This is a genomic window from Streptococcus mitis, assembly GCF_965111735.1.
GTDB classification, from domain to species: Bacteria; Bacillota; Bacilli; order Lactobacillales; family Streptococcaceae; genus Streptococcus; species Streptococcus mitis_DR.
In genome coordinates this window covers 930,720-955,645 of the sequence record NZ_OZ217346.1, presented here as the reverse complement: position 1 = coordinate 955,645, position 24,926 = coordinate 930,720, and the positions used below count along the sequence as shown (strand labels likewise).

The 24,926-nt window shown below is 40.0% G+C and carries 27 protein-coding genes and 1 other annotated feature; of the genes, 6 read left to right on the top strand and 21 right to left on the bottom strand.

All coding sequences use genetic code 11. From position 1 onward, the window contains the following. Positions 1–3: 3 nt before the first annotated feature. The 7 genes from trmD to rpsP form a co-directional block, all read right to left on the bottom strand. Positions 4–723 (bottom strand): tRNA (guanosine(37)-N1)-methyltransferase TrmD, encoded by a 720-nt coding sequence (gene trmD, locus ACLV7W_RS04680; protein WP_084926480.1) that lies wholly within the window; start codon positions 721–723, stop codon positions 4–6. Then, entirely contained in the window at positions 713–1,231 is a 519-nt protein-coding gene (rimM, locus tag ACLV7W_RS04675) for a ribosome maturation factor RimM (protein ID WP_084926481.1), read from the bottom strand. Before rimM ends, trmD begins: the two co-directional genes overlap by 11 nt. Positions 1,232–1,261: 30 nt before the next feature. After that, positions 1,262–2,050 carry an alpha/beta fold hydrolase gene (locus ACLV7W_RS04670; RefSeq protein WP_261011204.1) on the bottom strand — a complete coding sequence of 263 codons (789 nt, stop codon included), beginning with the start codon at positions 2,048–2,050 and terminating at the stop codon, positions 1,262–1,264. A gap of 107 nt (positions 2,051–2,157) precedes the next feature. After that, positions 2,158–2,709, bottom strand: a complete 552-nt coding sequence (locus tag ACLV7W_RS04665; protein WP_023943056.1) for a hypothetical protein — start codon at positions 2,707–2,709, stop codon at positions 2,158–2,160. Between the two features lie 7 nt (positions 2,710–2,716). Then, positions 2,717–3,043, bottom strand: coding sequence for a MazG nucleotide pyrophosphohydrolase domain-containing protein (locus ACLV7W_RS04660; protein ID WP_033688581.1), 327 nt, complete (start codon positions 3,041–3,043; stop codon positions 2,717–2,719). Positions 3,044–3,086: 43 nt separating this feature from the next. Beyond that, complete coding sequence (gene kphA, locus ACLV7W_RS04655; protein WP_000379617.1) at positions 3,087–3,326, bottom strand: RNA-binding protein KphA; 240 nt, start codon at positions 3,324–3,326, stop codon at positions 3,087–3,089. A 19-nt stretch (positions 3,327–3,345) separates the two neighbouring features. Continuing rightward, positions 3,346–3,618: a 30S ribosomal protein S16 gene (gene rpsP, locus ACLV7W_RS04650; RefSeq protein WP_000268760.1), complete on the bottom strand. Its 273-nt coding sequence runs from the start codon at positions 3,616–3,618 to the stop codon at positions 3,346–3,348. Positions 3,619–4,305: 687 nt separating this feature from the next. Between rpsP and ACLV7W_RS04645 the strand changes: the two genes are divergently transcribed. The 5 genes from ACLV7W_RS04645 to ACLV7W_RS04625 all read left to right on the top strand — a co-directional run bounded on the left by ACLV7W_RS04645 (position 4,306) and on the right by ACLV7W_RS04625 (position 8,158). Further along, positions 4,306–4,902, top strand: coding sequence for a DUF3796 domain-containing protein (locus ACLV7W_RS04645; RefSeq protein WP_411865519.1), 597 nt, complete (start codon positions 4,306–4,308; stop codon positions 4,900–4,902). 2 nt (positions 4,903–4,904) lie between these two features. Then, positions 4,905–5,129: a helix-turn-helix transcriptional regulator gene (locus ACLV7W_RS04640; protein ID WP_045611329.1), complete on the top strand. Its 225-nt coding sequence runs from the start codon at positions 4,905–4,907 to the stop codon at positions 5,127–5,129. Positions 5,130–5,714: 585 nt separating this feature from the next. Continuing rightward, on the top strand, positions 5,715–6,458 hold the full coding sequence (locus ACLV7W_RS04635; protein WP_049542945.1) for a DeoR/GlpR family DNA-binding transcription regulator: 744 nt from the start codon (positions 5,715–5,717) through the stop codon (positions 6,456–6,458). Between the two features lie 12 nt (positions 6,459–6,470). Next, positions 6,471–7,283 carry an HAD family hydrolase gene (locus ACLV7W_RS04630; protein ID WP_049542943.1) on the top strand — a complete coding sequence of 271 codons (813 nt, stop codon included), beginning with the start codon at positions 6,471–6,473 and terminating at the stop codon, positions 7,281–7,283. A gap of 71 nt (positions 7,284–7,354) precedes the next feature. Beyond that, the gene (locus ACLV7W_RS04625) at positions 7,355–8,158 is read left to right on the top strand and encodes a peptidylprolyl isomerase (RefSeq protein ID WP_261011864.1); all 804 of its coding nucleotides are present in this window, start codon (positions 7,355–7,357) and stop codon (positions 8,156–8,158) included. Positions 8,159–8,213: 55 nt separating this feature from the next. Here the strand turns inward: ACLV7W_RS04625 and ACLV7W_RS04620 are convergent, their stop codons facing one another. The 7 genes from ACLV7W_RS04620 to ACLV7W_RS04590 form a co-directional block, all read right to left on the bottom strand. After that, positions 8,214–9,755 (bottom strand): ABC-F family ATP-binding cassette domain-containing protein, encoded by a 1,542-nt coding sequence (locus ACLV7W_RS04620; protein WP_247952877.1) that lies wholly within the window; start codon positions 9,753–9,755, stop codon positions 8,214–8,216. 1 nt (position 9,756) lies between these two features. Beyond that, positions 9,757–10,239, bottom strand: coding sequence for a VanZ family protein (locus ACLV7W_RS04615; RefSeq protein WP_247952876.1), 483 nt, complete (start codon positions 10,237–10,239; stop codon positions 9,757–9,759). After that, a complete protein-coding gene (rlmN, locus tag ACLV7W_RS04610) occupies positions 10,239–11,324 on the bottom strand; it encodes a 23S rRNA (adenine(2503)-C(2))-methyltransferase RlmN (RefSeq protein WP_247952875.1) in 1,086 nt (361 codons plus the stop codon). Before rlmN ends, ACLV7W_RS04615 begins: the two co-directional genes overlap by 1 nt. A 20-nt stretch (positions 11,325–11,344) precedes the next feature. Then, positions 11,345–11,875 (bottom strand): YutD family protein, encoded by a 531-nt coding sequence (locus ACLV7W_RS04605; protein WP_247952874.1) that lies wholly within the window; start codon positions 11,873–11,875, stop codon positions 11,345–11,347. A 156-nt stretch (positions 11,876–12,031) separates the two neighbouring features. Continuing rightward, positions 12,032–12,637 (bottom strand): superoxide dismutase SodA, encoded by a 606-nt coding sequence (gene sodA, locus ACLV7W_RS04600; protein ID WP_411865518.1) that lies wholly within the window; start codon positions 12,635–12,637, stop codon positions 12,032–12,034. Positions 12,638–13,011: 374 nt separating this feature from the next. Continuing rightward, positions 13,012–14,049 (bottom strand): DNA polymerase III subunit delta, encoded by a 1,038-nt coding sequence (gene holA / locus ACLV7W_RS04595; protein WP_023946402.1) that lies wholly within the window; start codon positions 14,047–14,049, stop codon positions 13,012–13,014. A 33-nt stretch (positions 14,050–14,082) separates the two neighbouring features. Further along, positions 14,083–15,018 carry a dihydroorotate oxidase gene (locus ACLV7W_RS04590; RefSeq protein WP_023946400.1) on the bottom strand — a complete coding sequence of 312 codons (936 nt, stop codon included), beginning with the start codon at positions 15,016–15,018 and terminating at the stop codon, positions 14,083–14,085. 225 nt (positions 15,019–15,243) lie between these two features. Between ACLV7W_RS04590 and gdhA the strand changes: the two genes are divergently transcribed. Continuing rightward, positions 15,244–16,590 (top strand): NADP-specific glutamate dehydrogenase, encoded by a 1,347-nt coding sequence (gene gdhA / locus ACLV7W_RS04585; protein ID WP_295528354.1) that lies wholly within the window; start codon positions 15,244–15,246, stop codon positions 16,588–16,590. Between the two features lie 174 nt (positions 16,591–16,764). Here the strand turns inward: gdhA and rplL are convergent, their stop codons facing one another. The 7 genes from rplL to thrB all read right to left on the bottom strand — a co-directional run bounded on the left by rplL (position 16,765) and on the right by thrB (position 24,926). After that, positions 16,765–17,130 (bottom strand): 50S ribosomal protein L7/L12, encoded by a 366-nt coding sequence (rplL, locus tag ACLV7W_RS04580; RefSeq protein ID WP_084888469.1) that lies wholly within the window; start codon positions 17,128–17,130, stop codon positions 16,765–16,767. 76 nt (positions 17,131–17,206) lie between these two features. Then, the gene (gene rplJ / locus ACLV7W_RS04575) at positions 17,207–17,707 is read right to left on the bottom strand and encodes a 50S ribosomal protein L10 (RefSeq protein ID WP_001287277.1); all 501 of its coding nucleotides are present in this window, start codon (positions 17,705–17,707) and stop codon (positions 17,207–17,209) included. Between the two features lie 39 nt (positions 17,708–17,746). Further along, positions 17,747–17,882: a sequence feature (ribosomal protein L10 leader region), on the bottom strand. 76 nt (positions 17,883–17,958) lie between these two features. Beyond that, entirely contained in the window at positions 17,959–19,218 is a 1,260-nt protein-coding gene (locus tag ACLV7W_RS04570; RefSeq protein WP_411865517.1) for a TRZ/ATZ family protein, read from the bottom strand. 114 nt (positions 19,219–19,332) lie between these two features. Next, the gene (locus ACLV7W_RS04565; protein WP_411865516.1) at positions 19,333–21,081 is read right to left on the bottom strand and encodes an ABC transporter ATP-binding protein; all 1,749 of its coding nucleotides are present in this window, start codon (positions 21,079–21,081) and stop codon (positions 19,333–19,335) included. 1 nt (position 21,082) lies between these two features. After that, entirely contained in the window at positions 21,083–22,807 is a 1,725-nt protein-coding gene (locus ACLV7W_RS04560) for an ABC transporter ATP-binding protein (RefSeq protein ID WP_261086873.1), read from the bottom strand. Positions 22,808–22,867: 60 nt separating this feature from the next. Beyond that, positions 22,868–23,806 (bottom strand): peptide-methionine (R)-S-oxide reductase MsrB, encoded by a 939-nt coding sequence (msrB, locus tag ACLV7W_RS04555; RefSeq protein WP_004257324.1) that lies wholly within the window; start codon positions 23,804–23,806, stop codon positions 22,868–22,870. Positions 23,807–24,056: 250 nt separating this feature from the next. After that, positions 24,057–24,926 (bottom strand): homoserine kinase, encoded by an 870-nt coding sequence (gene thrB / locus ACLV7W_RS04550; RefSeq protein ID WP_049493385.1) that lies wholly within the window; start codon positions 24,924–24,926, stop codon positions 24,057–24,059.

Genomic DNA, 24,926 nt, shown 5'->3' with positions numbered 1-24,926 from the left:
CCTTTATTCTTTGTTTTCTTTGATTTCTGCCAGCATTTTTTCTTCTTCTGCTGTCAGTTGATAATGTTCAAGCAAATCCGGTCTGCGTTCATAGGTTTTCTTCAAACTCTCATACAATCGCCACTGACGAATCTTTTCATGGTGACCACTCATCAATACATCTGGTACAACCATACCTCGATAATCATAGGGACGTGTGTACTGAGGATATTCAAGAAGGCCAGAAGAAAAACTATCATCTTGGTGGCTGGACTCCTTGCCAATCACTTCTGGAATCAGGCGAACCGTCGCATCAATCATGGTCATGGCCGCCAATTCTCCACCAGTTAAGACATAGTCACCCAGGGAAATCTCATCTGTCACCAAGGTCTTAATACGCTCATCATAACCCTCATAGTGCCCACAGATAAAGATTAACTCTTCCTCTTGAGCCAAATCCTCAGCATAAGCCTGATTAAACTGCTTTCCAGCAGGATCGAGGAGAATGACGCGCGGATTTTTCTTTTCAATAGCATCAAAGGCATCGAAAATGGGTTGGGCTCGGAGCAACATCCCCTGACCTCCTCCGTAGGGCTCATCGTCGACATGGCGGGCCTTTTCAGCATATTCTCGAAAATTATGATACTGGATATCCAAGAGCCCTTTTTCTCGAGCCTTTCCAACAATTGAGTGCTCCAGTGGAGAAAACATCTCTGGAAAGAGGGTTAAAATATCAATCTTCATCGTCTAACCCTTCTAAGATTTCCACATCGACGCGGTTATTAGGAATATCAACATTGAGAACCACTGGTGGGATATAAGGTAATAATAAATCACGCTTTCCTTTCCGCTTGACCACCCAGACATCGTTGGCACCTGGTTGCAGGATTTCCTTGATGGTTCCAATCAGGTTCTCTCCCTCATAGACTTCCAAACCGATAATCTCATGATAATAAAATTCACCATCGTCTAGGTCATTCAAATCTTCCTCAGCGACCTTGAGACTGTACCCCTTGTACTTTTCGATAGCGTTGATATGGTACATATCTTTGAATTTAATAATGTCAAAGTTCTTCTGTTTACGGTGGCTAGCGATGGTCACTGTTTGAACAAACTGATCTTTTTCATCAAACAAAGCCAGCTCAGCCCCTTTTTTAAACCGTTCTTCTGCAAAATCCGTCACAGACAAGACTCGCATCTCACCCTGCAACCCCTGCGTATTGACGATTTTCCCAACATTAAAGTAGTTCATCTTGTCTCCTGTACTCTATTTCTATCCATCTTATTCGGACAATTCTCGAATAATAGTCACAATTTTTTCTGATTCTGACCATTGTAAATAATGGTGATTCCCTCCTAAAATGAGTTTAGTATTGGAAGTCCAATATTCTGATTCTCTGTACTCTTTTTCTCTATAAGGCTGACAAAAAATAAATACAGGGACATGAGATTGTATTGATAAATTCTCAAAATCTTCCTCAGTAATCTCTCCAGATATCTGAAATTCTGGATCTTGATTTTCCAACTCTAAGCCTTTTTCTTGCATTATTTCCCAGATTTCTTTATTAATTTCAGGGCTAAATGTTGCTTGAGTTAAGTTCTTAAAATAAAATTCAGGACCACACTCCTCAATCAGCCTCATCTGCTCTTCCATTTCTGGATAAGGATTTTCTGAAAAATCAGCAAACATGACGTTTTTAGTTGTCGGTTCAATTGCTACTAAAGCCTGACACTTAATTGGTTTGTTGAGCAATTTACAAGCTAAAATTCCACTCAAACTATGTACACAAAGTATATATTCAGAAATCCCTAATTCTTCAAGTACTTCATAAACCGCATCTGCAAGATTATCTAGATTTTTTCCAGCTTGGTCATGAATCGGACTCCTACCTGTGTTCGGAAAATCAATTGTCAAATAACCAATTGTAGGAGGAAGTTTTTCAAGTATAAGTGAAAAATTTTCATAACTTGGTAGCAAACCTGCGCCACTTAAACAAACTAGTATTTTCTTTTGCTTTTGATAAGTAACAGAGAGACTACCAATTTCTGTAGATACTTCAAACCTCTTCATAAAGAAATCCACTCGTTCTATATAATGAATTATTAAAAATCCTTATCCTTTATTTTATCACGTTCCAAAGATTTTCTCAAGTTAGAGGAAAATACATAGAGGGCCCGCTATAGTCCAAAAAGTGCTAATATTTTCCTCTTTAATGTTAATTTATATTTGAAAGATGAGATATTTACATTCCCGTTATACATATTGCTATAAAATGTATATTCCCCAATTTCACCCTGACTTGTTTTCCATTTCATTCTTAAACTAGGCATATTCTCTGGTAAATTTGTATGAATCAATAAGCATGTATAATTCTTTAAATTTTTAACTGTATGCAGTTTATTATTTACAATCAAACAATCGTTTCTTGAATCATAGTTTAAAGAATAAAATTCTACTATTTCAATATCAACTTCTTTGGGATAAAAAATCAAATGATTAAAAGGTTTGCTACTTATATTATGTGTAAATTCATGAATATAGTGAAAATTTGTATGTAAAGATTCAAACTCGAATGGTTTAATTTCCTTGATTTCAATATTATTGATATAAACCTTATTTTGGAACGTTATCTTTATAATCACAGCAATAAATGTTGCAATTTGTAAAATTCGTAATAGCCAATCAATATACATTGACCAATCTATGTTAAAAACACAATCAATATTCATTCTTTTTTCAGTTTTCTTTCAAAAAGCCTTCCAAATCTCGTTCATGCTGATATTTGATAGCCGCCTTTTTGTCTTTTTCAAAAATGGTCTTGGTTAGATCTATGTCGTTGATGGCCGCAATTGCGACAGTGTAGTGAATGATATCAGCCAATTCTTTTGCTAGTTCCTCGTTCGAATCTTGAACTCCCTCTTTTCGACCAGAGCGTCCATTTAAAACCTCAGCAACTTCTCCAACTTCTTCTACTAGCTTAATAAAAAGCCCTTCTTCTGTTCTAGATTGTCGGTAATGGTCAAGTAAATATTCCTCTAGTTGTCTAACTGTTAAATCTCTCATTCTTTCTCCTTGCAAAAAAAGCGAGACATTCGTCCCGCCCTTCTTATTTTTCGTCAATAACGATTCTTACTTTTTTGTCTTCAGTTGGGACAGAGTAGACAATCGTTCTTATCGCAGAAATAGTGCGACCCTTACGACCGATTACACGACCCACATCGCTTTGATCAAGATCCAAATGATATTCCAAAAACTCTGGTGTATCTTCAATCTTGATAGTTAAGGCATCTGGTTGTGAAATCAAGGGTTTCACAATCGCAATAATGAGATTTTCAATCGTATCCATCTGTCAACCTACTTTAAATTTATTTTGAGAATTTAGAATCGTGGAATTTCTTCAATACACCTTCTTTTGAAAGGATGTTGCGAACTGTATCTGAAGGTTGAGCTCCATCAGCCAACCATGCAAGAACGCGGTCTTCTTTCAAAGTTACTTGGTTTTCAGCAACAAGTGGGTTGTAAGTTCCAACTGTTTCGATGAAACGTCCGTCACGTGGTGAACGTGAATCTGCTACGTTGATACGGTAGAAAGGTTTTTTCTTAGAACCCATACGAGTCAAACGGATTTTAACTGCCATTTTTAAAGTCTCTTTTCTTATTTTTTATTTCGGTGAAATAGCTGAGCTATTTATCACATGTTCTATTATAGCAGATTTCTGGCAGGTGTCAAGAAAAAAACTTGACAGACTATAAAATTTTTAAACCATTTAGAAATTTGTTAGAAGTAGGAAATAAATGTTTGAAAGAAGCTATCCGTGAATACTATTTTATACTCAATGAAAATCAAAGAGCAAACTAGGAAGCTAGCCGCAGGCTGTACTTGAGTACGGCAAGGTAAAGCTGACGTAGTTTGAATTTGATTTTCGAAGAGTATTAGAAACATTTTATAAAGACCATCAAGTCAAACCCTTCATATCGCCTGAACGAGATTTGGATACTTGGCTCCTAAATTCTAAGCCCGTTCCCAAACGAAATATCAAGGATTTTAAGAATGATATCTACTAATTAATTTATAAAATATAAATTAATAGATTCTAAATAGGGGAATAATTTAGTTCTGTAAAAATTAACTTCTACACCTATAACGCTTATTCTGACAGACTTTATAACAGTCTAAGAAAAAAGTAGAGATTCATAGAGTATCTAGATTTTCCAAATAATTGCCACCTTGGCACATAAATTCTTGCTTTCCAGATTTAAATGTGATATATTTATAACATAAAATTTAAGTGTTATATATTTATAACATAAAAAAGGAGTCTATCATGAAAAAAAGTCAAAAAATGCGTGGCCTCATTGCAGTGATTGCCGTAGCTCTCTTTATTGATTTTATTGTTTTATTTGGTTCTAATCTTAGTTGGGGACCCAAGTTAGTTATTGCTGGTATTTCAGTGTTAGGTCAGATTGTAGCTATTTGGGGCTGGCTACATAAGAAACCATGGCCTCATAAGAGTCATAAAAGTAAGGGAAAGACTATTTTTGACTTGTCTGCTAAGCTTTACACGATACTTTTTTTTGCAGCAAGCATTTTTTATACAGTAGGAATTTGGGTTGCGACCCCAAGCGAAAGTTCTGGTATTAAAGAATGGATTTTGGGAATTGGCCTCGTTATTGAAGTGATTTTATTTGTTTTTTTCTGTTTGAAAAATGTCAAGGAAACTCCGGACGAACGCTTTTATGCTAATTTAGCAAAGTCAGCTAGCTTGATGTTTGTTTTTATACTAGGCGCACTGATGATCCTATCAGTTATCATTGGGTATATGGGGTCTCTCACTCTTTACATGGGACAGATATTTATTAGCATAGCTGTCTTGATTTGCATCTTTGCGGTTGTCTATTTTATCTTGGAACGTAGAGGATAAGCATGGCCAAAGAAAGCAAGATTATTACTAATCTCAAATCTGTTCGTGAGTCCACAGGCATGACCCAGCAGGAGTTAGCCGACCGCATCGGCATGCGACGCGAGACAATTCTGCACTTGGAAAATAACCGTTACAATCCTTCGCTGGAAATGGCTCTTAAAATTGCTCAAGTTTTTAATCTGAAAGTAGAAGACCTCTTTGAACTCAGACAGAACGAGGAAGCATAATTCTTTTCGAGACCTAGTATTAAGTTCACTGATTAATTAGGAAGTAAAACCAAAAGAAAAAATCCTTTGAAAATGTGCTCTTTTAAAATATAGTAATTCTTTCGAATTAACGTTTACTAATTGTGATGCCTTACGAGCTTTCTTAAGATCTAGTTTCCAAAATACTTTGAGTTTACTTATGGTATTGATACCCCTAAGCATCTAAAAACTCTGGTGGAAAAAGGTTATACTCTTGTCGAAACTGCATTTGACTCACTTAACCATCTAAATGCTACTATGAAAAAGAATATTCTGAAAAGCAAGGGAATTACAAGACTGTCTAAGATGAAGGCTACAAATTTGGTCAAAGCCCTTCATGACAACTTTCAGAAGAAGAATTAGCAATCGTGGCTACAAATTGACTCCAAAGGGGGAGCAGATACTGGAACAATACAAGGATATTATCGACCGTCATCCAAAGAAGAATCTTTAATCAACCAAGTCAGGTTGATTTTTTTGTAGATTATTCAAAACACTTATAAAACATTACAAACGTTGACAATCGCTTACAAAAGAGGTATATTAGTATTGAAAGGGGGAATTCATATGTACCAAGAACAACGATTAGAAGAAATCATTAAACTTTTAGAGGATAGAGGAAGTCTATCAGCAAAAGAAATGGTTGACTATTTCCAAGTATCCAAAGATACCATCCGCAGAGATTTTTCTATTCTCGCAAAAGAGAAACGAGCAAAAAGAACTCATGGAGGTTTATTGCCAATTCAAAAGCAAAGGATTCTTGGTTTTCAAGGTCGAGCAGAACAATCTTCCAAAGAAAAAGAGAAAATTGCTCATTTAGCTACCCAACTTATTTCTGAATCACAATTAATTTTCTATGATGTTTCAACAACTGTACTTGAGTTAGCAAAAATAACAGATAAAAAAGTCACTATTTTCAGCCATTCATTAGATAATGCGCTTATTCTAGGAGGGAAAGAAAATGTCGATTTTCACATTCTAGGTGGACGATTTCATAAAAAAAATCGTTTCTATTACTCATTAGAAGAATCGGACATTTTAAACTCTATTAAGTTTGATTTAGCTTTTTTTGGAGCTGCAAGTCTTTCAGATGGTCAAGTTAGTTTTGAAGACCAAGAAGATGTTCTAATGAAAAAGAGAGCATTTAAAACAAGCAAAACTCGTGTCTTACTGGCTGAAACCAGTAAAATAAGCAAACACTCTCACTTTATTCTTTCTGAACTAGCTGATTTTGATTATTGGATTACAGACAAAGAACCCGATATAGAAATTCAGAAATATTTAGATGGTAAAACAACTATTCTATTTTAAAAGAGGTTAACTATGACAAATATTAAATTGATTATAACCGATATTGACGGAACAATTTTAGACAAAAATCACCAGATAGACTCTTATTTGCCAGAACTGATGCCAATTTTAAAACAAAAAGAAATCCCTTTTGTCTTAGCTTCTGCTCGCTCACCTCTCGGTATTGCTCCAATCTCTAAAGAACTAGGTATTAGTAACTTCCCAATCGCATGTTATAACGGTGCCCTTATCAGTAAGGGGGATGAGGTCCTAAGTCAGCATTCTATTGATAAAAAAGAATTAACATTTCTTCATGATTTTTTAAAAAGAGAATTTCCGACAGTTTCTATCAATGTTTATTCTGGACAAGATTGGTTTGTTAATACTTTAGATAAATGGGTACAAATCGAAGCCGATATTACTGGAGAAAGTCCAAAAGTTACATCTATAACAGATTTGATAAAAGAGGAATATACTCTTGTTCATAAACTATTATTAATTGATAAAGCAGACACTATACAGAAACTGCAAAACACCTTATCCATTATGGATTTCCCTCAAACGGATTTTTATCTCTCCAAGAATAACTATCTTGAAGTCACACATAATCAAGTATCTAAAAAACAGGCTCTGTTAGAATTGGCTAACTACTATCAAATTTCCCCAAAGGAGATTATGGCCTTGGGTGACAATTATAATGATGTTCCCATGATTGAAACCGCAGGCCTTGGTATTGCAATGGGAAATGCACCTACAGATGTCAAATCCTGTGCAAATGCAGTAACAGATTCTAATGAACAAAATGGAGTAAGTCAAGCTATAAAGTTATATGTGTTATCAGAATAATCTCTATTGATATTTGAAATAAACTTCCTTTTAGGGTACAATGGTAGAAATAAATTTTTGAGAGGAACAGAATGAAAAAACTAGCAACCCTTCTTTTACTATCCACTGTAGCCCTAGCTGGATGTAGCAACATCCAACGTAGTTTGCGTGGTGATGACTATGTAGATTCTAGCTTGGCCGCTGAGGAAAGCTCCAAAGTAGCTGCCCAATCTGCCAAGGAGTTAAACGATGCTTTAACAAACGAAAATGCCAATTTCCCACAACTATCTAAAGAAGTTGCTGAAGACGAGGCTGAAGTGATTCTACACACAAGTCAAGGAGATATCCGTATCAAACTCTTCCCTAAACTCGCTCCTCTAGCGGTTGAAAACTTCCTCACTCATGCCAAAGAAGGCTACTATAACGGTATTACCTTCCACCGTGTCATCGATGGCTTCATGGTTCAAACTGGAGATCCAAAAGGGGACGGTACAGGTGGTCAGTCCATCTGGCATGACAAGGACAAGACAAAAGACAAGGGAACTGGTTTCAAGAACGAGATTACTCCTTATCTCTATAACATCCGTGGAGCTCTTTCTATGGCTAATACTGGTCAACCAAACACCAATGGCAGCCAGTTCTTCATCAACCAAAACTCTACAGATACCTCTGCTAAACTCCCTACAAGCAAGTATCCAAAGAAAATCATCGAAGCCTATAAAGAAGGGGGAAACCCTAGTCTAGATGGCAAACACCCCGTCTTTGGTCAAGTGATTGACGGTATGGATGTTGTAGATAAAATTGCCAAAGCCGAAAAAGATGAAAAAGACAAGCCAACTACTGCTATCACAATCGACAGCATCGAAGTGGTGAAAGATTACAATTTTAAATCTTAAAAACCAAAAAAATACAGTATCCACATTCGGTACTGTATTTCTTTTATCCTCATTCTTAAGTTAGCTTGTTAAAATCCCAGATTTGATCCATCCAGCCTTCATAGAAGTCTGGTTCGTGGCAGACCATAAGGATAGACCCTTTGTATTCTTTAAGAGCACGTTTGAGTTCATCCTTGGCATCCACATCCAAATGGTTGGTCGGCTCGTCCAGCACTAAGACATTGTTTTCACGATTCATCAAGAGACAGAAACGAACCTTGGCTTGTTCCCCACCTGACAAGACCTGAATTTGGCTTTCAATATGCTTGGTTGTCAGACCACAACGGGCAAGGGCTGCACGGACTTCTGCTTGGTTGAGAGCTGGAAAGGCATTCCAGACAGCCTCTAGTGGTGTTTGACGATTGCCACCTTCTACTTCCTGCTCAAAATAACCAAGTTCTAGGTAGTCACCGCGTTCAACTTCCCCAGCGATTGGCGGGATAATTCCCAAGAGACTCTTCAAGAGAGTTGTTTTCCCGATACCATTTGCCCCGATAATAGCAACCTTTTGATTACGTTCAAAGGTAAGATTTAAAGGCTTGGTCAGAGGACGATCATAACCAATTTGCAAATCCTTGGCTTGGAAAATAAAGCGCCCTGGTGTACGAGCCGGTTTGAAATCAAAGGATGGTTTTGGTTTCTCACTTTGCAGTTCGATAATATCCATCTTATCCAATTTCTTCTGGCGGGACATGGCCATGTTTCGTGTTGCAACACGCGCTTTGTTTCGAGCGACAAAGTCCTTGAGGTCCGCAATCTCTTTCTGCTGACGTTCGTAGGCTGCCTCTAGCTGAGATTTCTTCATAGCATAGACTTCTTGGAACTGGTAGTAGTCACCAGAATAACGCGTCAGCTGTTGATTCTCCACATGATAGACAATATTAATCACATCGTTCAGGAATGGAATATCGTGTGAAATAAGAACAAAGGCATTCTCATAGTTTTGGAGATAGCGCTTGAGCCAGTCAATATGCTCAGCATCCAAGTAGTTGGTCGGCTCGTCCAACAGCAAGATATCGGGCTTTTCAAGGAGGAGTTTAGCCAAAAGTACCTTGGTTCTTTGCCCACCTGACAAAGAGGTTACATCTGTATCCATGCCAAAATCCATGACTCCAAGGGCACGCGCTACTTCGTCAATCTTAGCATCCAAGGTATAGAAATCACGACTCTCTAAACGGTCTTGAAGTTCGCCAACTTCTTCCATGAGAGCATCAACATCCGCTCCATCTTCAGCCATTTCCATATAAAGGTCATTGATACGAACTTCCGCTTTGAAAAGTTCATCAAAGGCTGTACGGAGCACATCACGTACCGACTGCCCTTCAGCAAGGACTGAGTGCTGATCCAAGTAACCAGCAGTCACATACTTAGACCACTCAACCTTCCCTTCATCTGGCAACATCTTACCAGTCACGATGCTCATAAAGGTTGATTTCCCTTCACCATTAGCACCGATCAGACCGATATGTTCCCCCTTTAGGAGACGGAAGGACACATCTTCAAAAATTGCACGGTCACCAAAACCGTGACTCAGATTTTTAACTTCTAAAATACTCATTTTAATTCCTTATCTTGTTTTTATGTAATTGTTTATAGAGAAGCCAAGCCAGATAGCCACCCAAGGTATTGGTCCACAAATCATCAATCTCAAAGACGCGATTAAAATCAAAGAAAAAATCCAAGACCAACTGCGTACACTCAATTCCAAGACTCACAAGAAAACTGAAAAAGATCACTTTTCTTGTTTTCCGCAAGTTTGGAAGGAGATAAAGGAGTTGAAACACCAAAGGAAAAAGTAAGAAGACATTGAGTATATTTTGTAGAAAAATCCAATATAATTGTCCTACATCACTCACTTCACCTAGTTTCCAGAGAGAATTGAAAGGAGTCAAAAGAAAAACCAGGCGTCCAAGATGCTGAATACCTGGAGTTTCCACCCCTACGGGAGAATGTTCTTGAGGAGTAAAGCAAAAATAGACAATGCAAATGCTATAGAAAATGACTCCCCAGACCAAAACATGATTATATGTTTTCTTCATCATTAAGGATTAACTGCTGCGACTGCTTTCTGGCGGTCACGTTTCATTGTGTTAGAGCGCAATTGTCCACAAGCTGCATCAATATCTGTACCATGCTCTTGACGGACGACACAGTTGACCCCTTTTTTCTTAAGCGTATCATAGAAGGACAGGACGCGCTCTTTAGGACTACGGCTATATTGGTCATGCTCACTAACTGGGTTATAAGGAATCAAGTTTACATAAGACAATTTCTTGATATTCTTGAGCAATTCAGCCAATTCCAAGGCTTGTTCTACACCATCATTGACTTCATTGAGCATGATATACTCAAAGGTTACACGACGATTGGTTGTTTCGATATAATACTCAATAGCAGCAAAGAGTTTTTCAATCGGAAAGGCACGGTTAATCTTCATGATGCTTGAGCGCAGTTCATTATTAGGTGCGTGAAGGGAAACGGCAAGATTGACCTGAACACCTTCATTAGCAAAATCACGAATTTTATGGGCCAAACCTGAGGTTGAAACCGTAATGTGACGAGCACCGATGGCCATTCCCTTGTCATCATTGATAGTACGAACGAAATTCAAGACATTGTTGTAATTATCAAATGGTTCACCAATTCCCATGACAACGATATGACTGACACGCTCATCCTGACCACGCTCATCAAAGTATTTCTGAACCAGCATGATTTGCGCTACGATTTCCCCATTATTGAGGTCACGTTGTTTCTTAATCAAACCAGAGGCACAGAAGGTACAACCGATATTACAGCCGACCTGAGTGGTCACACAGACAGATAAACCGTAGTGTTGACGCATGAGTACTGTCTCAATCAGCATTCCATCTGGCAATTCAAAAAGATATTTAACTGTCCCATCAGCAGATTCTTGCACGATTCGCTGTTTCAATGGATTAACCACAAACTGGTCATTAAGCTTAGCAATCAAATCCTTGGAAAGGTTGGTCATTTCTTCAAATGACTGGACACGTTTACGGTAGAGCCATTCCCAGATTTGATCTGCACGGAATTTCTTTTCTCCCTGCTCCAAAACCCATTCCTGCATGGTTTGACGTGTTAAACTATAAATTGACGGTTTCATTTCTTCTCCTTATTCTCTACTCACTTCTGACGAATGACAAAATGACGTTGTCCCTTGTCCTCTTTCTGAGAATGCTGATCTTTCTGACGACGTCTATTTTTCTTATCTGCATTCGGTTTTCGTTTAGTTTGAGCCGGTTTCTTTCCTTTTCTAGAAGGCTGTTCTTCTTCCTTCTTACGCATTTTCTTGTCAAATGACGCTCGCTTAGGGGCTTCATTTTCTAAGACAAAATAGGCACAACCATAACTACAATACTCTAAAAGGTAGTCTTGTAAACGACTGATTTTTTCAAGTTTTTCATCTGTTCGGTCATCCTTGTAAAACCCTCGTAGGCGAAGCTGTTCATTGCTCCAGTCTCCCACGATATAATCAAACTTGGTTAAGACTTCTGAAAAACGCTGATTAAAAGCCGTCACATCAAAGGCATCCTTGATATTTTCAACCAAGGAAAAAGCTATCCCTTCCGTTTCGACCTTGTCCCCGTGTAAATGAAACTCAGGACCAGGAAACTTGTTATAGTTGTATAATTCAGGTGCAATTTCTTTTCGCATAGATATCCTTTTTCCACGATTACTTAATACTTTATTCTACCATAATTTCTAGCAGTTAGCACGTTTCTCATAAAAATGAAAAAAGTCTGACGATTTTGTCAGACCAAAATAATATAACCTTAAAAAGAGAAGAACAATTCTTCCCTCCAACTATCATTATTTAGCAGCTGCGTACAATTCATCTACTTTATTCCAGTTGATTACTGAGAAGAAAGCTTTGATGTAGTCAGGACGCACGTTGCGGTATTTCACGTAGTAAGCATGTTCCCAAACGTCCAAGCCCAAGATTGGTTTTTTGCCTTCTGAGATTGGGGTGTCTTGGTTTGCTGTTGAAGTCACTTCAAGCTTCCCTTCTTTGTTGACAACCAACCAAGCCCATCCAGAACCGAAGCGAGTTGTAGCTGCTGCTGTAAAGGCTGCTTGGAACTCTTCAAATGAACCAAATGTTGCATCGATTGCTGCTGCAAGTTCTGCTGAAGGAGCTGTTTTTTCCGAAGTCATCAATTCCCAGAAAAGAGCATGGTTCAAGTGTCCACCACCATTGTTGATAAGCGCTTGACGGATATCAGCTGGGATTGATTCTACATCAGTAAGCAAAGCTTCAAGGTCTTCACCAATTTCAGGGTGTTTTTCAAGAGCTGCATTTGCATTGTTGACATAAGTTTGGTGGTGTTTGTCATGGTGCAAGTGCATTGTTTCTGCATCGATGTATGGTTCCAAAGCGTCGTATGCATATGGAAGATCTGGTAAGATAATAGCCATCTGTAATACCTCTTTTTCTTTCTATATGAAAATGATAACGCAAACATTCACTTTTTTCAAGTTTTTTGCTTATAGATGAAGAAATCACTGAAATACTTTCTAATAATACTCTTTGAAAATCTCTTCAAACCGCGTCAACGTCGCCTTGCCGTAGGTATATGTTAGTGACTTCGTCAGTTTCATCCGCAACCTCAAAAACATGTTTTGAGCTGACTTCGTCAGTCTTATCTACAACCTCAAAGCAGTGCTTTGAACAACCTGCGGCTAGCTTCCTAGTTTGCTCTTTGATTTTCATTGAGTATAAAATAAGTAAATCACTAAGAAACCCACGACAAGATAATCCTGACGCGGGATAAAAATTTTTTGAAATAGGATTAATTTACCTGACTAGCAATCTGCAAGAGTGCCTTTTCAAAAAGGAAACTCTTTTCATAAAGACCTGTCTTAATCTGATAGTCTGTCTCAATCAAATAAGAAATAGCTTGCTTCAAAAAGCTCAAGGAAAGTCCTCGTGAATCCCTCAGCGCAAACTTGATTTGATAGGGATTAGGATTGCGTCCGAGAAAACTTCCTAGACTACTTGCAATCTGCGATTCTGTTTGCCCAGACTCCGACAAAATTTTCACCTGAGTAAAAGTCCGAAATTGTCCTAGCATGACTGCAATCAACTTGATTTCATCTTCACCTTGCAAGGTCAAATCTCTAACCAAATCGCGCGCCTGGTCCATCTTTTTAGTCAGAATAAACTGAGTTAAATCAAAAATATTGTCCTGCAAGGTCTTGGGAATTGCGTTAACAATATCCTCTTCCTCGATAACAGAGTCTTCCTTATAGGACTGTAAAAAGAGGAGATTTTTCTGGATTTCGCTAAATTGAAAACCAGATTTGATAAGTAGATTTTCAAAGGATTGCCCCACAAACTGCAGGCCTTGTTTCTGACTCCACTTTTGGAAATACTGGCGCAATTCTTGTTCTTTGGCTTCTACTGCATCAAAAACCTTGGCATCACGCTTAAGTAATTTGACCAACCGTCTCTTGCTATCCAGTTTTCCTTCCGCAAAGATCAACAACTTGGTTGTTGGCGAAGGGTTATCAAGGTATTCCTCAAACGACTTGAGCTCATCATCTGTTAAAAAGCGTTTCTTGGCTGTTGTGATATCGACAAAATGGTCTAATATCACGATTTTCTCATCCGCAAAGAAAGGGAGACTGACCAACTCCAACTCTAAGTCTTTATAAGCTACTTCTTTCATATCAAAGTAGGCAAAATTGAGGTCGGCAGAATCATACCCAATCTGTTTCAACACTTGACTCTTCATCACTTCAAACTGGCCCTGATCTGTCCCTGTAAACAGGCTCAGGTTAGGTAAATTTGATAAAGTCAACTTCTGGCTTTCTTCAATAGCTAGCATCTTCTCTCCTTTCTTCTGATTTTTCGATTTAATTTAGTCAATGTAGCGCAATTTCCCACGGAAATCTTCTAAGCTCTCATACCCTTTTTCCGACATGATTGCTTTCAGTTCATTGGTAATACGTTCGAAGGCACCAACACCTTCTTTGTGAAGGGTGGTTCCCACCTGTACCATACTAGCACCACAGAGGATGTGTTCAAAAGCATCTCGACCAGTCAGAACACCACCTGTTCCAATGATTTGGATTTGAGGATTTAAACGTTGATAAAAAGCATGAACATTGGCTAGAGCAGTCGGTTTGATGTACTCCCCACCAATCCCACCAAAACCATTCTTAGGTCGAATAACGACAGATTCATCTTCTATATAAAGGCCGTTCCCAATCGAGTTAACACAGTTGACAAACTTGAGCGGATATTTATTGAAAATAGCTGCCGCTTGGTCAAAGTGAACAATGTCAAAATAAGGTGGTAATTTAATCCCAAGAGGTTTGGTAAAGTAGGCAAATACTTCTGCCAAAATTCGGTCAGTTGTCTCAAAATCATAGGCAATCTGAGGTTTACCTGGAACATTTGGACAGGAAAGATTTAGCTCAGCCAGACCACGAAACTCACTCTCTTGGACTTTTTTCAAGATAGTATGGGTTTCCTCTGGAGACATTCCAACTAAGGATAGAAAGAAGGTACGATTCGGTTCCTTTTCTTGTAATTCCAGAAGATAGTTTAGGTAATAATCTAAGCCATTATTTGGCAAGCCCATAGAGTTGATGGAACCAAGTGGAACATCTTGATAGCGTGGCTCAGGATTTCCCTGACGAAAGTCCAAGGTCGCTGTCTTCGTGACAAAGGTTCCTGCTGCTGAGTTTTTAACGCCTTCTAACTCTGCTATCGTCATACAAGCCACACCTGCCGCATTCATCAAACAATTTTCAAACTCAAAACCAGCAATTTGTGTTTTCGTTGATACCATGATTCTGATCCTCCGGATTCCTTTTATTGCTAATATTATACCATATTTTCACATTTTCTCTTTTAGAAAGACATTTCCAAGAAGAACGTTCGTATTTTATGAATAAAGAAAAATCTGGAACTAAATTGATAGAATTTTTAGAAAATTTTTGTTTTTCTCTTTACAGTTAAAAAAAATTCTGCTATAATGACACACATAATTAAATTAGAATTTAAGGAGAACGATATGACATCTGCTAAAGAATATATCCAAAGCGTGTTTGAAACTGTAAAAGCTCGTAACGGGCACGAGGCTGAATTCCTCCAAGCTGTTGAAGAATTTTTTAACACTTTGGAACCTGTATTTGAAAAACACCCTGAGTATATCGAAGAAAATATCTTGGCACGTATTACTGAGCCAGAGCGCGTGATTTCTTTCCGTGTTCCTTGGGTTGACCGTGATGGAAAAATTCAAGTAAACCGTGGTTACCGTGTTCAATTCAACTCAGCTGTTGGACCATACAAAGGCGGACTTCGTTTCCACCCAACTGTTAACCAAGGGATTTTGAAATTCCTCGGATTTGAACAAATCTTCAAAAACGTCTTGACTGGACTTCCAATCGGTGGAGGTAAAGGTGGATCAGACTTCGATCCTAAAGGTAAAACAGATGCTGAAGTGATGCGCTTCTGCCAAAGCTTCATGACTGAATTGCAAAAACACATCGGACCATCACTTGACGTACCTGCTGGTGATATCGGTGTTGGTGGACGTGAAATTGGTTACCTTTACGGTCAATACAAACGCCTTAACCAATTTGATGCTGGTGTCTTGACTGGTAAACCTCTTGGATTTGGTGGTAGCTTGATTCGTCCAGAAGCAACTGGTTACGGTTTGGTTTACTACACTGAAGAAATGCTTAAAGCTAACGGCAACAGCTTTGCTGGTAAGAAAGTTGTTATTTCAGGTTCAGGTAACGTAGCCCAATACGCTCTTCAAAAAGCGACTGAACTCGGTGCAACTGTTATCTCTGTATCTGACTCAAATGGTTATGTCATCGATGAAAATGGTATCGACTTCGATCTTTTAGTTGATGTTAAAGAAAAACGTCGCGCTCGTTTGACTGAGTATGCAGCTGAGAAAGCAACTGCAACCTACCACGAAGGTTCTGTATGGACTTATGCTGGAAACTATGACATCGCTCTTCCATGTGCGACTCAAAACGAAATCAACGGTGAAGCAGCTAAACGTTTGGTTGCTCAAGGAGTTATCTGCGTATCTGAAGGTGCTAACATGCCTAGTGACCTTGACGCGATTAAAGTCTACAAAGAAAACGGAATCCTTTACGGACCTGCCAAAGCTGCTAACGCTGGTGGTGTAGCCGTTTCAGCGCTTGAAATGAGCCAAAACAGCCTTCGCCTTTCATGGACTCGTGAAGAAGTTGATGGACGCCTCAAAGACATCATGACAAACATCTTCAACACAGCTAAAACAACTTCAGAAACATACGGTCTTGATAAAGACTACCTTGCAGGAGCAAACATTGCTGCCTTTGAAAATGTAGCAAATGCTATGATCGCACAAGGTATTGTTTAAGATTTATTTGCTCAATCCTCAATCGCTTTGATTGGGGATTTTTTGGTTGAGTTAAACAGTTAGAAAATTACTTACTCGCCCCCTTTTTTGCCCCTTTTTAAACAAAAAGAAAAACCACTACTCCTAAGAATAGCGGTTTAATCATGTCTTTAAGCTACTAATGTAGTCGCTCTATTATTTAAGAGTAACTGAAGCTCCAGCTTCTTCCAATTTAGCTTTGATTTCTTCAGCTTCTGCAGTTGCAACGCCTTCTTTGATGACACCTGGTGCACCATCAACAAGTTCTTTAGCTTCTTTAAGACCAAGACCAGTGATTTCACGTACAACTTTGATAACGCCGACTTTCTTGTCGCCTGCAGCTGTCAATTCAACGTCAAATGAATCTTTAGCAGCTTCTTCAGCGCCACCAGCAGCAGCTACAGCTACAGGAGCAGCTGCAGTTACACCAAATTCTTCTTCGATAGCTTTTACAAGGTCGTTCAATTCAAGGATTGAAGCTTCTTTAATTTCAGCAATAATGTTTTCAATGTTCAATGCCATTGTTATTTCCTCCAAATAAGTTTTAAAATTAGTTTTTTATTTTTTTCGTAGCTAGGCTACGCTGCGTAGCTTAAGATTAAGCTGCGTCTTCTTTGTTGTCTGCAACCGCTTTGACTGCAAGAGCAACGTTGCGCACTGGCGCTTGAAGTACAGAAAGGAGCATAGAAAGAAGTCCTTCGCGGTTTGGAAGAGTTGCAAGAGCAAGAATCTCTTCTTTAGATGCGACAGCGCCTTCGATTGCACCACCTTTGATTTCAAGTGCTTCAGCGTTTTTAGAAAAGTCGTTCAAGATTTTCGCTGGTGCGATAACATCTTCGTTAGAAAATGCTACTGCAGATGGTCCAACAAATACAGATGCAAGATCTTCAAGACCAGCTTTTTCAGCTGCACGACGCAAGATTGAGTTTTTAATCACTTTGTACTCAACTTCGCTTCCACGAAGCTCACGACGAAGAACTGTATCTTGCTCAACTGTCAAACCACGAGCGTCTACAACGACGATAGATGCAGCAGCTTTCATTTTTTCAGCTACTACGTCAACTAGTTCCGCTTTTTTAGCAATAATTGCTTCACTCATTAGTGTTTTCACCTCCGTTATTATTTTGCTTGGGGATATTTTTCCAAAAGAAAAACGCGCCCAAACCTAGACACGAAAGTACAATACGCTTCTTTTTACATGATACGTTTTGTCCTCGGTAGGATACTTATGAGTCGAGCTCCCCTACTGTCTTAGGCAGTTTTTTCAAACCGTATATAAGTATAGCATAATCAAAATAAGAATGCAAGATTTTTGCAAACTTTTTTTAAAATCTTTTCGTGATTATTCTTTTAAAGTTCTACCGTCAGTACTTGACCTTGCTTAACAACCTGTTCTCCAGCGATATAAACATCATCAACGTCGCTGGATTTGACTGCATAAACCAGGTGAGAAAGCATATTTTCCTGAGGTTGGAGATGGATTTTTCCCTGTGGTTGAATAACGAGAAAATCTGCCTGTTTACCAACTTCCAGACTTCCTATCTGCTCTTCCATCCCTAGGACTTTAGCCCCTTCGATTGTGAGTGCCTTGAGGGCTGTTTCGATCGGAAATTGGCTGGCATCTCCACTTTTCATCTTCTGAAGAAGGGCTGCAGTCCGTCCTTCCTCAAACATATCAAGGTTGTTGTTGGAAGCAACTGAATCTGTCGCAATTCCCACAGCTACTCCTGCTTTTTGCAGTTGGATAATGGGAGCAATCCCTGATGCCAGTTTGAGGTTACTGATAGGATTGTGAGCAATAGCCACTTGAGAAGTTGCCAAACGTTCAATTTCTCGCTCGTTTAATTCGACCCCGTGAGCAAAGACAGATGGATGATCTAAGTAACCCAGTTCTTCTAAAAAGGCTAGAGGACGTTTGCCGTATCGTTTCAGGATAATTCCTGACTCCTCCTTGGTCTCCGCAACATGGATATGGATAGGAATATTCAACTCTTTTGCCATATATAAGCTTTCTGCCAGCAAGTCTCTACTACAGCTGTAAGGAGAATGTGGTGCTACCATAACCTTGAAATTTGGATTTTCATATCCTAAAATTTCTTCAATGATTGCTCGAGTTCTACTTATAGTCTCAGCAGTTGTCTCTGCCTCTGAAGAAAAAAGAGTCGGTGAGAAATAACAACGCATCTTGGAATCTTTCACTGCCTGATAAATCCGCTCAATATCCACACCATTGGGATTATACATATCATTAAAGGTTGTTGTTCCTGACTGGAGCATCTCTGTCAGAGCTTCTTTGACCGCCTTAGTAGTCATGTCGGGAGTAAATCCTGCTTCTGCAGGCCAGATATGGTCATTGAGCCATTCATGGAGATTGCTATCATCTCGAATCCCTCTCAAGCCTGTCATAGCAGAATGGGTGTGGCAATTGACCAATCCAGGCATAATCCAGGCTCCCTGATAGTCTATAATCTGCTCAGCTTGCTCTAAAATCTCTGACTTCTCTTGACCAACATAGACGATTTGAGAATCCTTAACTGCTAAGATTCCATCTAGATAAACATGGAAATCTTGATCACAAGTCACGATATTTACATGCTGATAGACTTTCATTCTAGGCTCCTTTTCTATATGACAATTTACAGTGAATAATTTTTCTAGCTATTGTAACAAAAAAGTCACCCGAAGGCAACTTTTTTTGTCCATAAGATTTCAAAGTAGAAAGGATTATTCAGAGCTAAAAGCTGCAGCTTGCTGCATTTGGTAATACTTGCCCTTTCGAGCCATGAGATCCTGATGGTTCCCATACTCCACGATGTCACCATCCACCAAGACAAGAATCAGATCCGCATCCTGAATGGTAGACAAGCGGTGGGCAATGATAAAGCTTGTGCGCCCCTTCATGAGTTTAGCAAAGGCATCCTGAACCAGCACTTCTGTCCGCGTATCGATGGAAGAGGTTGCTTCGTCTAAGATAAGAATCTTAGGGATAGCTAGAAAGACTCGGGCGATGGTCAAAAGCTGGGCTTGACCGACAGAGAGAGATTCTCCTGCATTTTCCAACTTGGTATCGTATCCCTGTGGCAACTGTTGGATGAAAAAATCTGCATTGGCTGCTTTGGCAGCAGCAATCACCTGCTCCCGACTGGCTTTAGGATTTCCAAAGGAAATATTGTCATGAATGGTCCCTTGCTTGAGCCAGGTTTCTTGGAGCACCATTCCAAACTGCTGACGTAAGGAGGAACGACTATATTCATAAATAGATTTCCCATCCAGCAAGATAGCTCCTGAATTAATAGGATAGAAACGCATAAGAAGATTAATAAGGGTTGATTTGCCAGCACCTGTCGGACCAACAATAGCTACCTTGCTACCGGCTGGGATATCGATAGATAAGTCCTTAATCAAAATCTTTTCAGGATGGTAGCCAAAAGAGACATGTCTAAAAGAAATAGCTCCCTTAACTTGGTCACTGGTTAAGACTTCCTTGCCTGTTTCAGCCACCTCAGATCTTTCTAAAACAGCATAGACGCGCTCTGCGCAAGCGAGAGCACTTTGCAACTCAGCTAGCACTGAAGAAATATCGTTAAAGGGTTTGGTGTATTGCTGGACATAGTTCAAAAAAGTCACTAAGCGTCCAATGGTCAAGGTGGAGCCTATCATGATACGATAAGCTCCCACTCCAGCTAGAAGGGCATAAATAAGCGCATTTACAAAGCGAGTCGAAGGATTGACCGTTGAAGAATAAAAGATAGCTGACTGCGAATAACCTGCATAGTTGTCATTAGCCTCACGCAGTCTTTGGATAAATTCTGCCTGAGCATTAAGGGACTGGATAATGGTCTGCTGGCTCAACGATTCTTCAATTAATTGTGTCTGAATCCCCCTCGTCTCTGTTTGCTTCTGGAAGAGATGATAGGATCTCTTGGCAATAAAGCGTGAAATTACCATAGACAGTGGCGTCAACAGCAAGACCAAAAGAGTCATGAGGAGATGAATTTGAATCATGGCTAGAATGCTGACTAAAATCATCAAGACACCAATAAAAAATTGGTTAAATATCATGGTCAAACCAGCTGCTAACTGCTCGATGTCTGTGGTCACACGACTGACCATCTCTCCACTTCCTTGACGATCCACAAAAGCAATCGGTAACCGATGAAGCTTATGTATGATTCGCTCTCGCAAGTCTCTGGTATAAGAGAAGATTAGGCGATTATAAATAAGAGGATTTATCCATTGTACCAGTGTATTTCCTATGACTACCAAAATCATCTGTAGGAAAATCTGCCAAAAAACTGGTGAAGAGCCAGTCACTAGGACTTGGTCGATGACCTGTCCGATTAAGATTGGTAGGTAAATCGATAAACCAACCTGAGCAATAGTTCCTAGAAAGGCTAGGAAAAGGAGGAAGGGATGGCTTGCTAAATCTTTTGCCAAACGTTTGAGCGTCTGGTTTGCAGTTTGTCGTCTCATACTAGTCCTCCTTACCATGTTGGGATGCATTGATTTCGCGATAAACTTGACTGGATTTCATCAAGTCCTCGTGATTGCCGATAGCTAGGAGCTCACCTTTTTCCAAGAGGAGAATCTGGTCTGCCATCTGAAGCGTCGAAGTCCGTTGAGAAATCAAAATTAAGCTCGTATTTGGCAAATTTTCTCGGATAGCTTTCAAGAGCTTGGACTCGGTAATGGTGTCAAGAGCCGAAGTCGCATCATCTAGGATGAGAAACGGACCCTGCCGCAAGACTGCTCGTGCGATAGACAGCCTTTGTTTTTGACCGCCCGAGAAATTTCGCCCTCCTGCCTCAACTAGAGCATCCAAGAGTCCTTCCTTATCACTGACAAAATCCTTGGCTTGTGCAATTTCCAAGGCCTGCCAAAGCTCTTGGTCAGTTACTTCTTGATGTAAACCTAGAGTCAAGTTGGAACGAATGCTTCCCTTAAAGAGCTCGACTTTTTGAGGCACATAGGCAATCCAAGACCGCCACTCCTCTAAATTACTAGGACTACGTCCATCTCGATAAAGGTCAATGCTCCCCTTGTCTGCTGGATAAAGTCCAAGGATGAGTTGCACCAAACTTGATTTACCAGAACCCGTTCCCCCAATGATACCAAGGATTTGCCCTTGCTTCATATCAAAGGAAATGTCTCTCAGAGAAGGCTGGGCCGCATCAGGATAGGTAAAGGTCAGTTCTTGAACTTGTAAAACCTGATCACTGGTAGCTTGCTTTTGTTCTAATTCTGAATGGATGTCTTCTGGAGCTTCGGCAAAGACTTCCTCAATTCGCTTAGCTGAGATATAGGACTGGTTGAGAGAATTTATCAGCATGGCTAGCTTGACCAATTCCACCAAAATCTGTAAGAGATAGTTGATAAGGGCAATGAGAGCACCTTGACTGAGCAATCCTCCTTGAATAGAAATATAGCCTTGCCATATAATAACGAGGAGAGTTCCATTTACAATCAGATAGGTCAGGGGTGTTAATAAACTGGACCAGAAACCTGTCTTTTCTTGTAATCTAGCATAGACTTGGTTAAGAGTTTGAAAAATCTGTAACTCTCGTTTTTCTTGTCCAAAAGCACGAATAACTCGCATTCCTTGTAATTGCTGACGTGTTTCCTGAACCAGTTGATCCGTTTTCTTTCTCAGACTGCTGTAGAGAGGATTAACCAGTCTAGAGAGCCCTACAATAACAATGGTCAAAATGACAACCATGACCAAGAACCAAAGAGTCAGCTCAGCTGAGATTCGATAGGCCATAAAAATGGCTCCAAAAACGATAATAGGCGCTCGTAAAAAGAGACGCAGGAATTGATTGATACCAGTCTGAATCTGGTAGGTATCCGAAATCAAGCGAGTGACCAAGCTAGAAGTGGTCAAACGATCTCTGCTGTCCTTGGGCAAGGAAAGAATATGGCGATAGAGGTCACCTGTCAATTCTTTGGCAAATCCAACCGCAGCCTTAGCTGAGTAGAACTGGGCTATTAAGGCTACTACCACACCAATCACTGCAAAGATAAGGAGCAACCCAATCTGCATCCAGAGATGTCCTTGATTTCTCTGGGGCAAGGATTGGTCAACAATCCCAGCAATCACCATGGGAACCAAGAGCTCAAACACAGCTTCTAGTAACTTGAACAAGGGGGCTAAAATGGATTCCTTGATGTAGGGTTTAAAGTAAGATAATAGGTGTTTCATAAATCCCTTCTATTCGTATTCTGGAAATGAAGAAAGTGGGAAGCACCCACCCTCTCTGTTTTATTTGTTTAAGTATGGCAGTAGATAGCCATATCCTGCTTTTTCCATCTCATCCTTGGCCACAAAGCGCAAGGAAGCAGAATTGATACAGTAACGGAGGCCACCAAACTCACGCGGTCCATCTGTGAAAACATGGCCCAAGTGAGCATTCCCCGACCGAGAACGAACCTCAATTCGCTCCATTCCATGACTGAGATCCTTGTAATAATGAATCAATTCCTTGGAAATCGGACGGCTAAAACTTGGCCAACCACAACCTGAGGCAAACTTATCCTTGGCAAAAAAGAGTGGCTCACCTGTCGTAATATCTACATAAATTCCCTCTTCAAAGGTTTGGTCATAGGCATTGGTAAATGGAGCCTCTGTGGCAGCTTCTTGGGTAACACGATAGGATTCTTCAGATAAACTGCCCTTTAACACATCTTGACTAGGCTTTTCATAGTTTGCTGCATCAATCAATGGCTTCTCAGCATCGGTCACATCGATATGACAGTAACCTGAAGGATTCTTCTTAAGATAGTCTTGGTGGTAATCTTCAGCAAGAATGTAGTGGCGAAGTTTCTCCACCTCTACTGCAATCTTTCGACCAAGCATGCGCTCCTGCTCCTGCACCACTGTGTAGATAGCAGGTAGGTCTGATTCATCCTGATAATAGATCCCAGTTCGATATTGGCGACCACGGTCATTCCCTTGTTGATTGATTGACAAGGGATCGATGACTCGGAAATAATAAAGTAAAATCTCTCTAAGTGACACTGCATTCTCATCATAAATCACTTGAACCGTTTCTGCATGGTCTGTTTCTTTGAGCAACTGATAATTGGTCGTTTCGACTTGTCCATTAGCGTAGCCGACACTGGTTGCTAGCACCCCAGAAATACGTGAAAAATACTCCTCTAGGCCCCAAAAACAACCACCTGCTAGATAAATTTCTGCCATCTTTATTTCTCCTTTATCAAGTTTTTAACTAATACTCTTCGAAAATCTCTTCAAACCACGTCAGCGTCACCTTACCGTAGGTATGGTTAGTTACTTCGTCAGTTCTATCCACAACCTCAAAACACTGTTTTGAGCAGCCTGCGGCTAGTTTCCTAGTTTACTCTTTGATTTTCATTGAGTATAAACTTCTTTTCAAAAAAAGGACAGGAAGCCCTCTGGTCAAGAGTTTCCCCATCCTATCATCTATTCTTTATTTTGCTTCGACACGGACACCTTGGGTATCAACTTTCAAGTCATGAAGTTTTCCTTTGAAGGGTTGCTTTTCCAATTCTGCCTTAATCGTTGGCATCTTGTCATGAGAAGCCAGGACCATAACTGTCGGCCCAGCACCAGAGAGGTAGGTTGCATAGGCACCATTTTCTTTGGCTACTTGCTTAATCGTCGCAAATTCTCTCACCAAGTCCTGACGATAGCGCTCGTGGAAGAGGTCTCCCTCGATTGCTTGCCCAGCAGTCACCATGTCTCCTGCCAACAAGGCCGCAACCGCAACATTGGCGATAGAACTAGCTGCAACAGCTTCCTTATAGGACAATTTCTTAGGCAAGACACCACGGCTGTCTCGAGTACGCAATTCATAGTTTGGAATGTAGGCTAGGAAATTACACTCTGGGAAGTCTGCTACGATAGCAGAAACTTGTCCATCAACAGAGCTTGCAATAACGAGATTACCATAAATTGCTGGAGCCACATTGTCAGGATGGCCTTCAATCTTAGTCGCTAACTGCAATTTTTCATGGTCTGATAAGTTGAGCTGACCCAGTTGGTTGGCTAGTTCAATCCCAGCAACAATAACCGAGCTGGAAGAACCCAAACCACGCGCCAAGGGAACATCACTGGTCATTTTCAAGCGTCTTGGTTGCAAGTCTGGTACAATTTGCAAAGCAATTTTGAGCAAGAGATTGCGCTCGTCATGTGGAATCCATTTGCCAATCTGGTGTTCAATCAGCCACTCATCTCGTTCTTCACAGACCTCTATTTGAAGATACTTGGTTACAGCTACACCGACCGAGTCAAAACCTGGCCCAATATTGGCACTGGTTGCAGGTACAATAATTTTCAT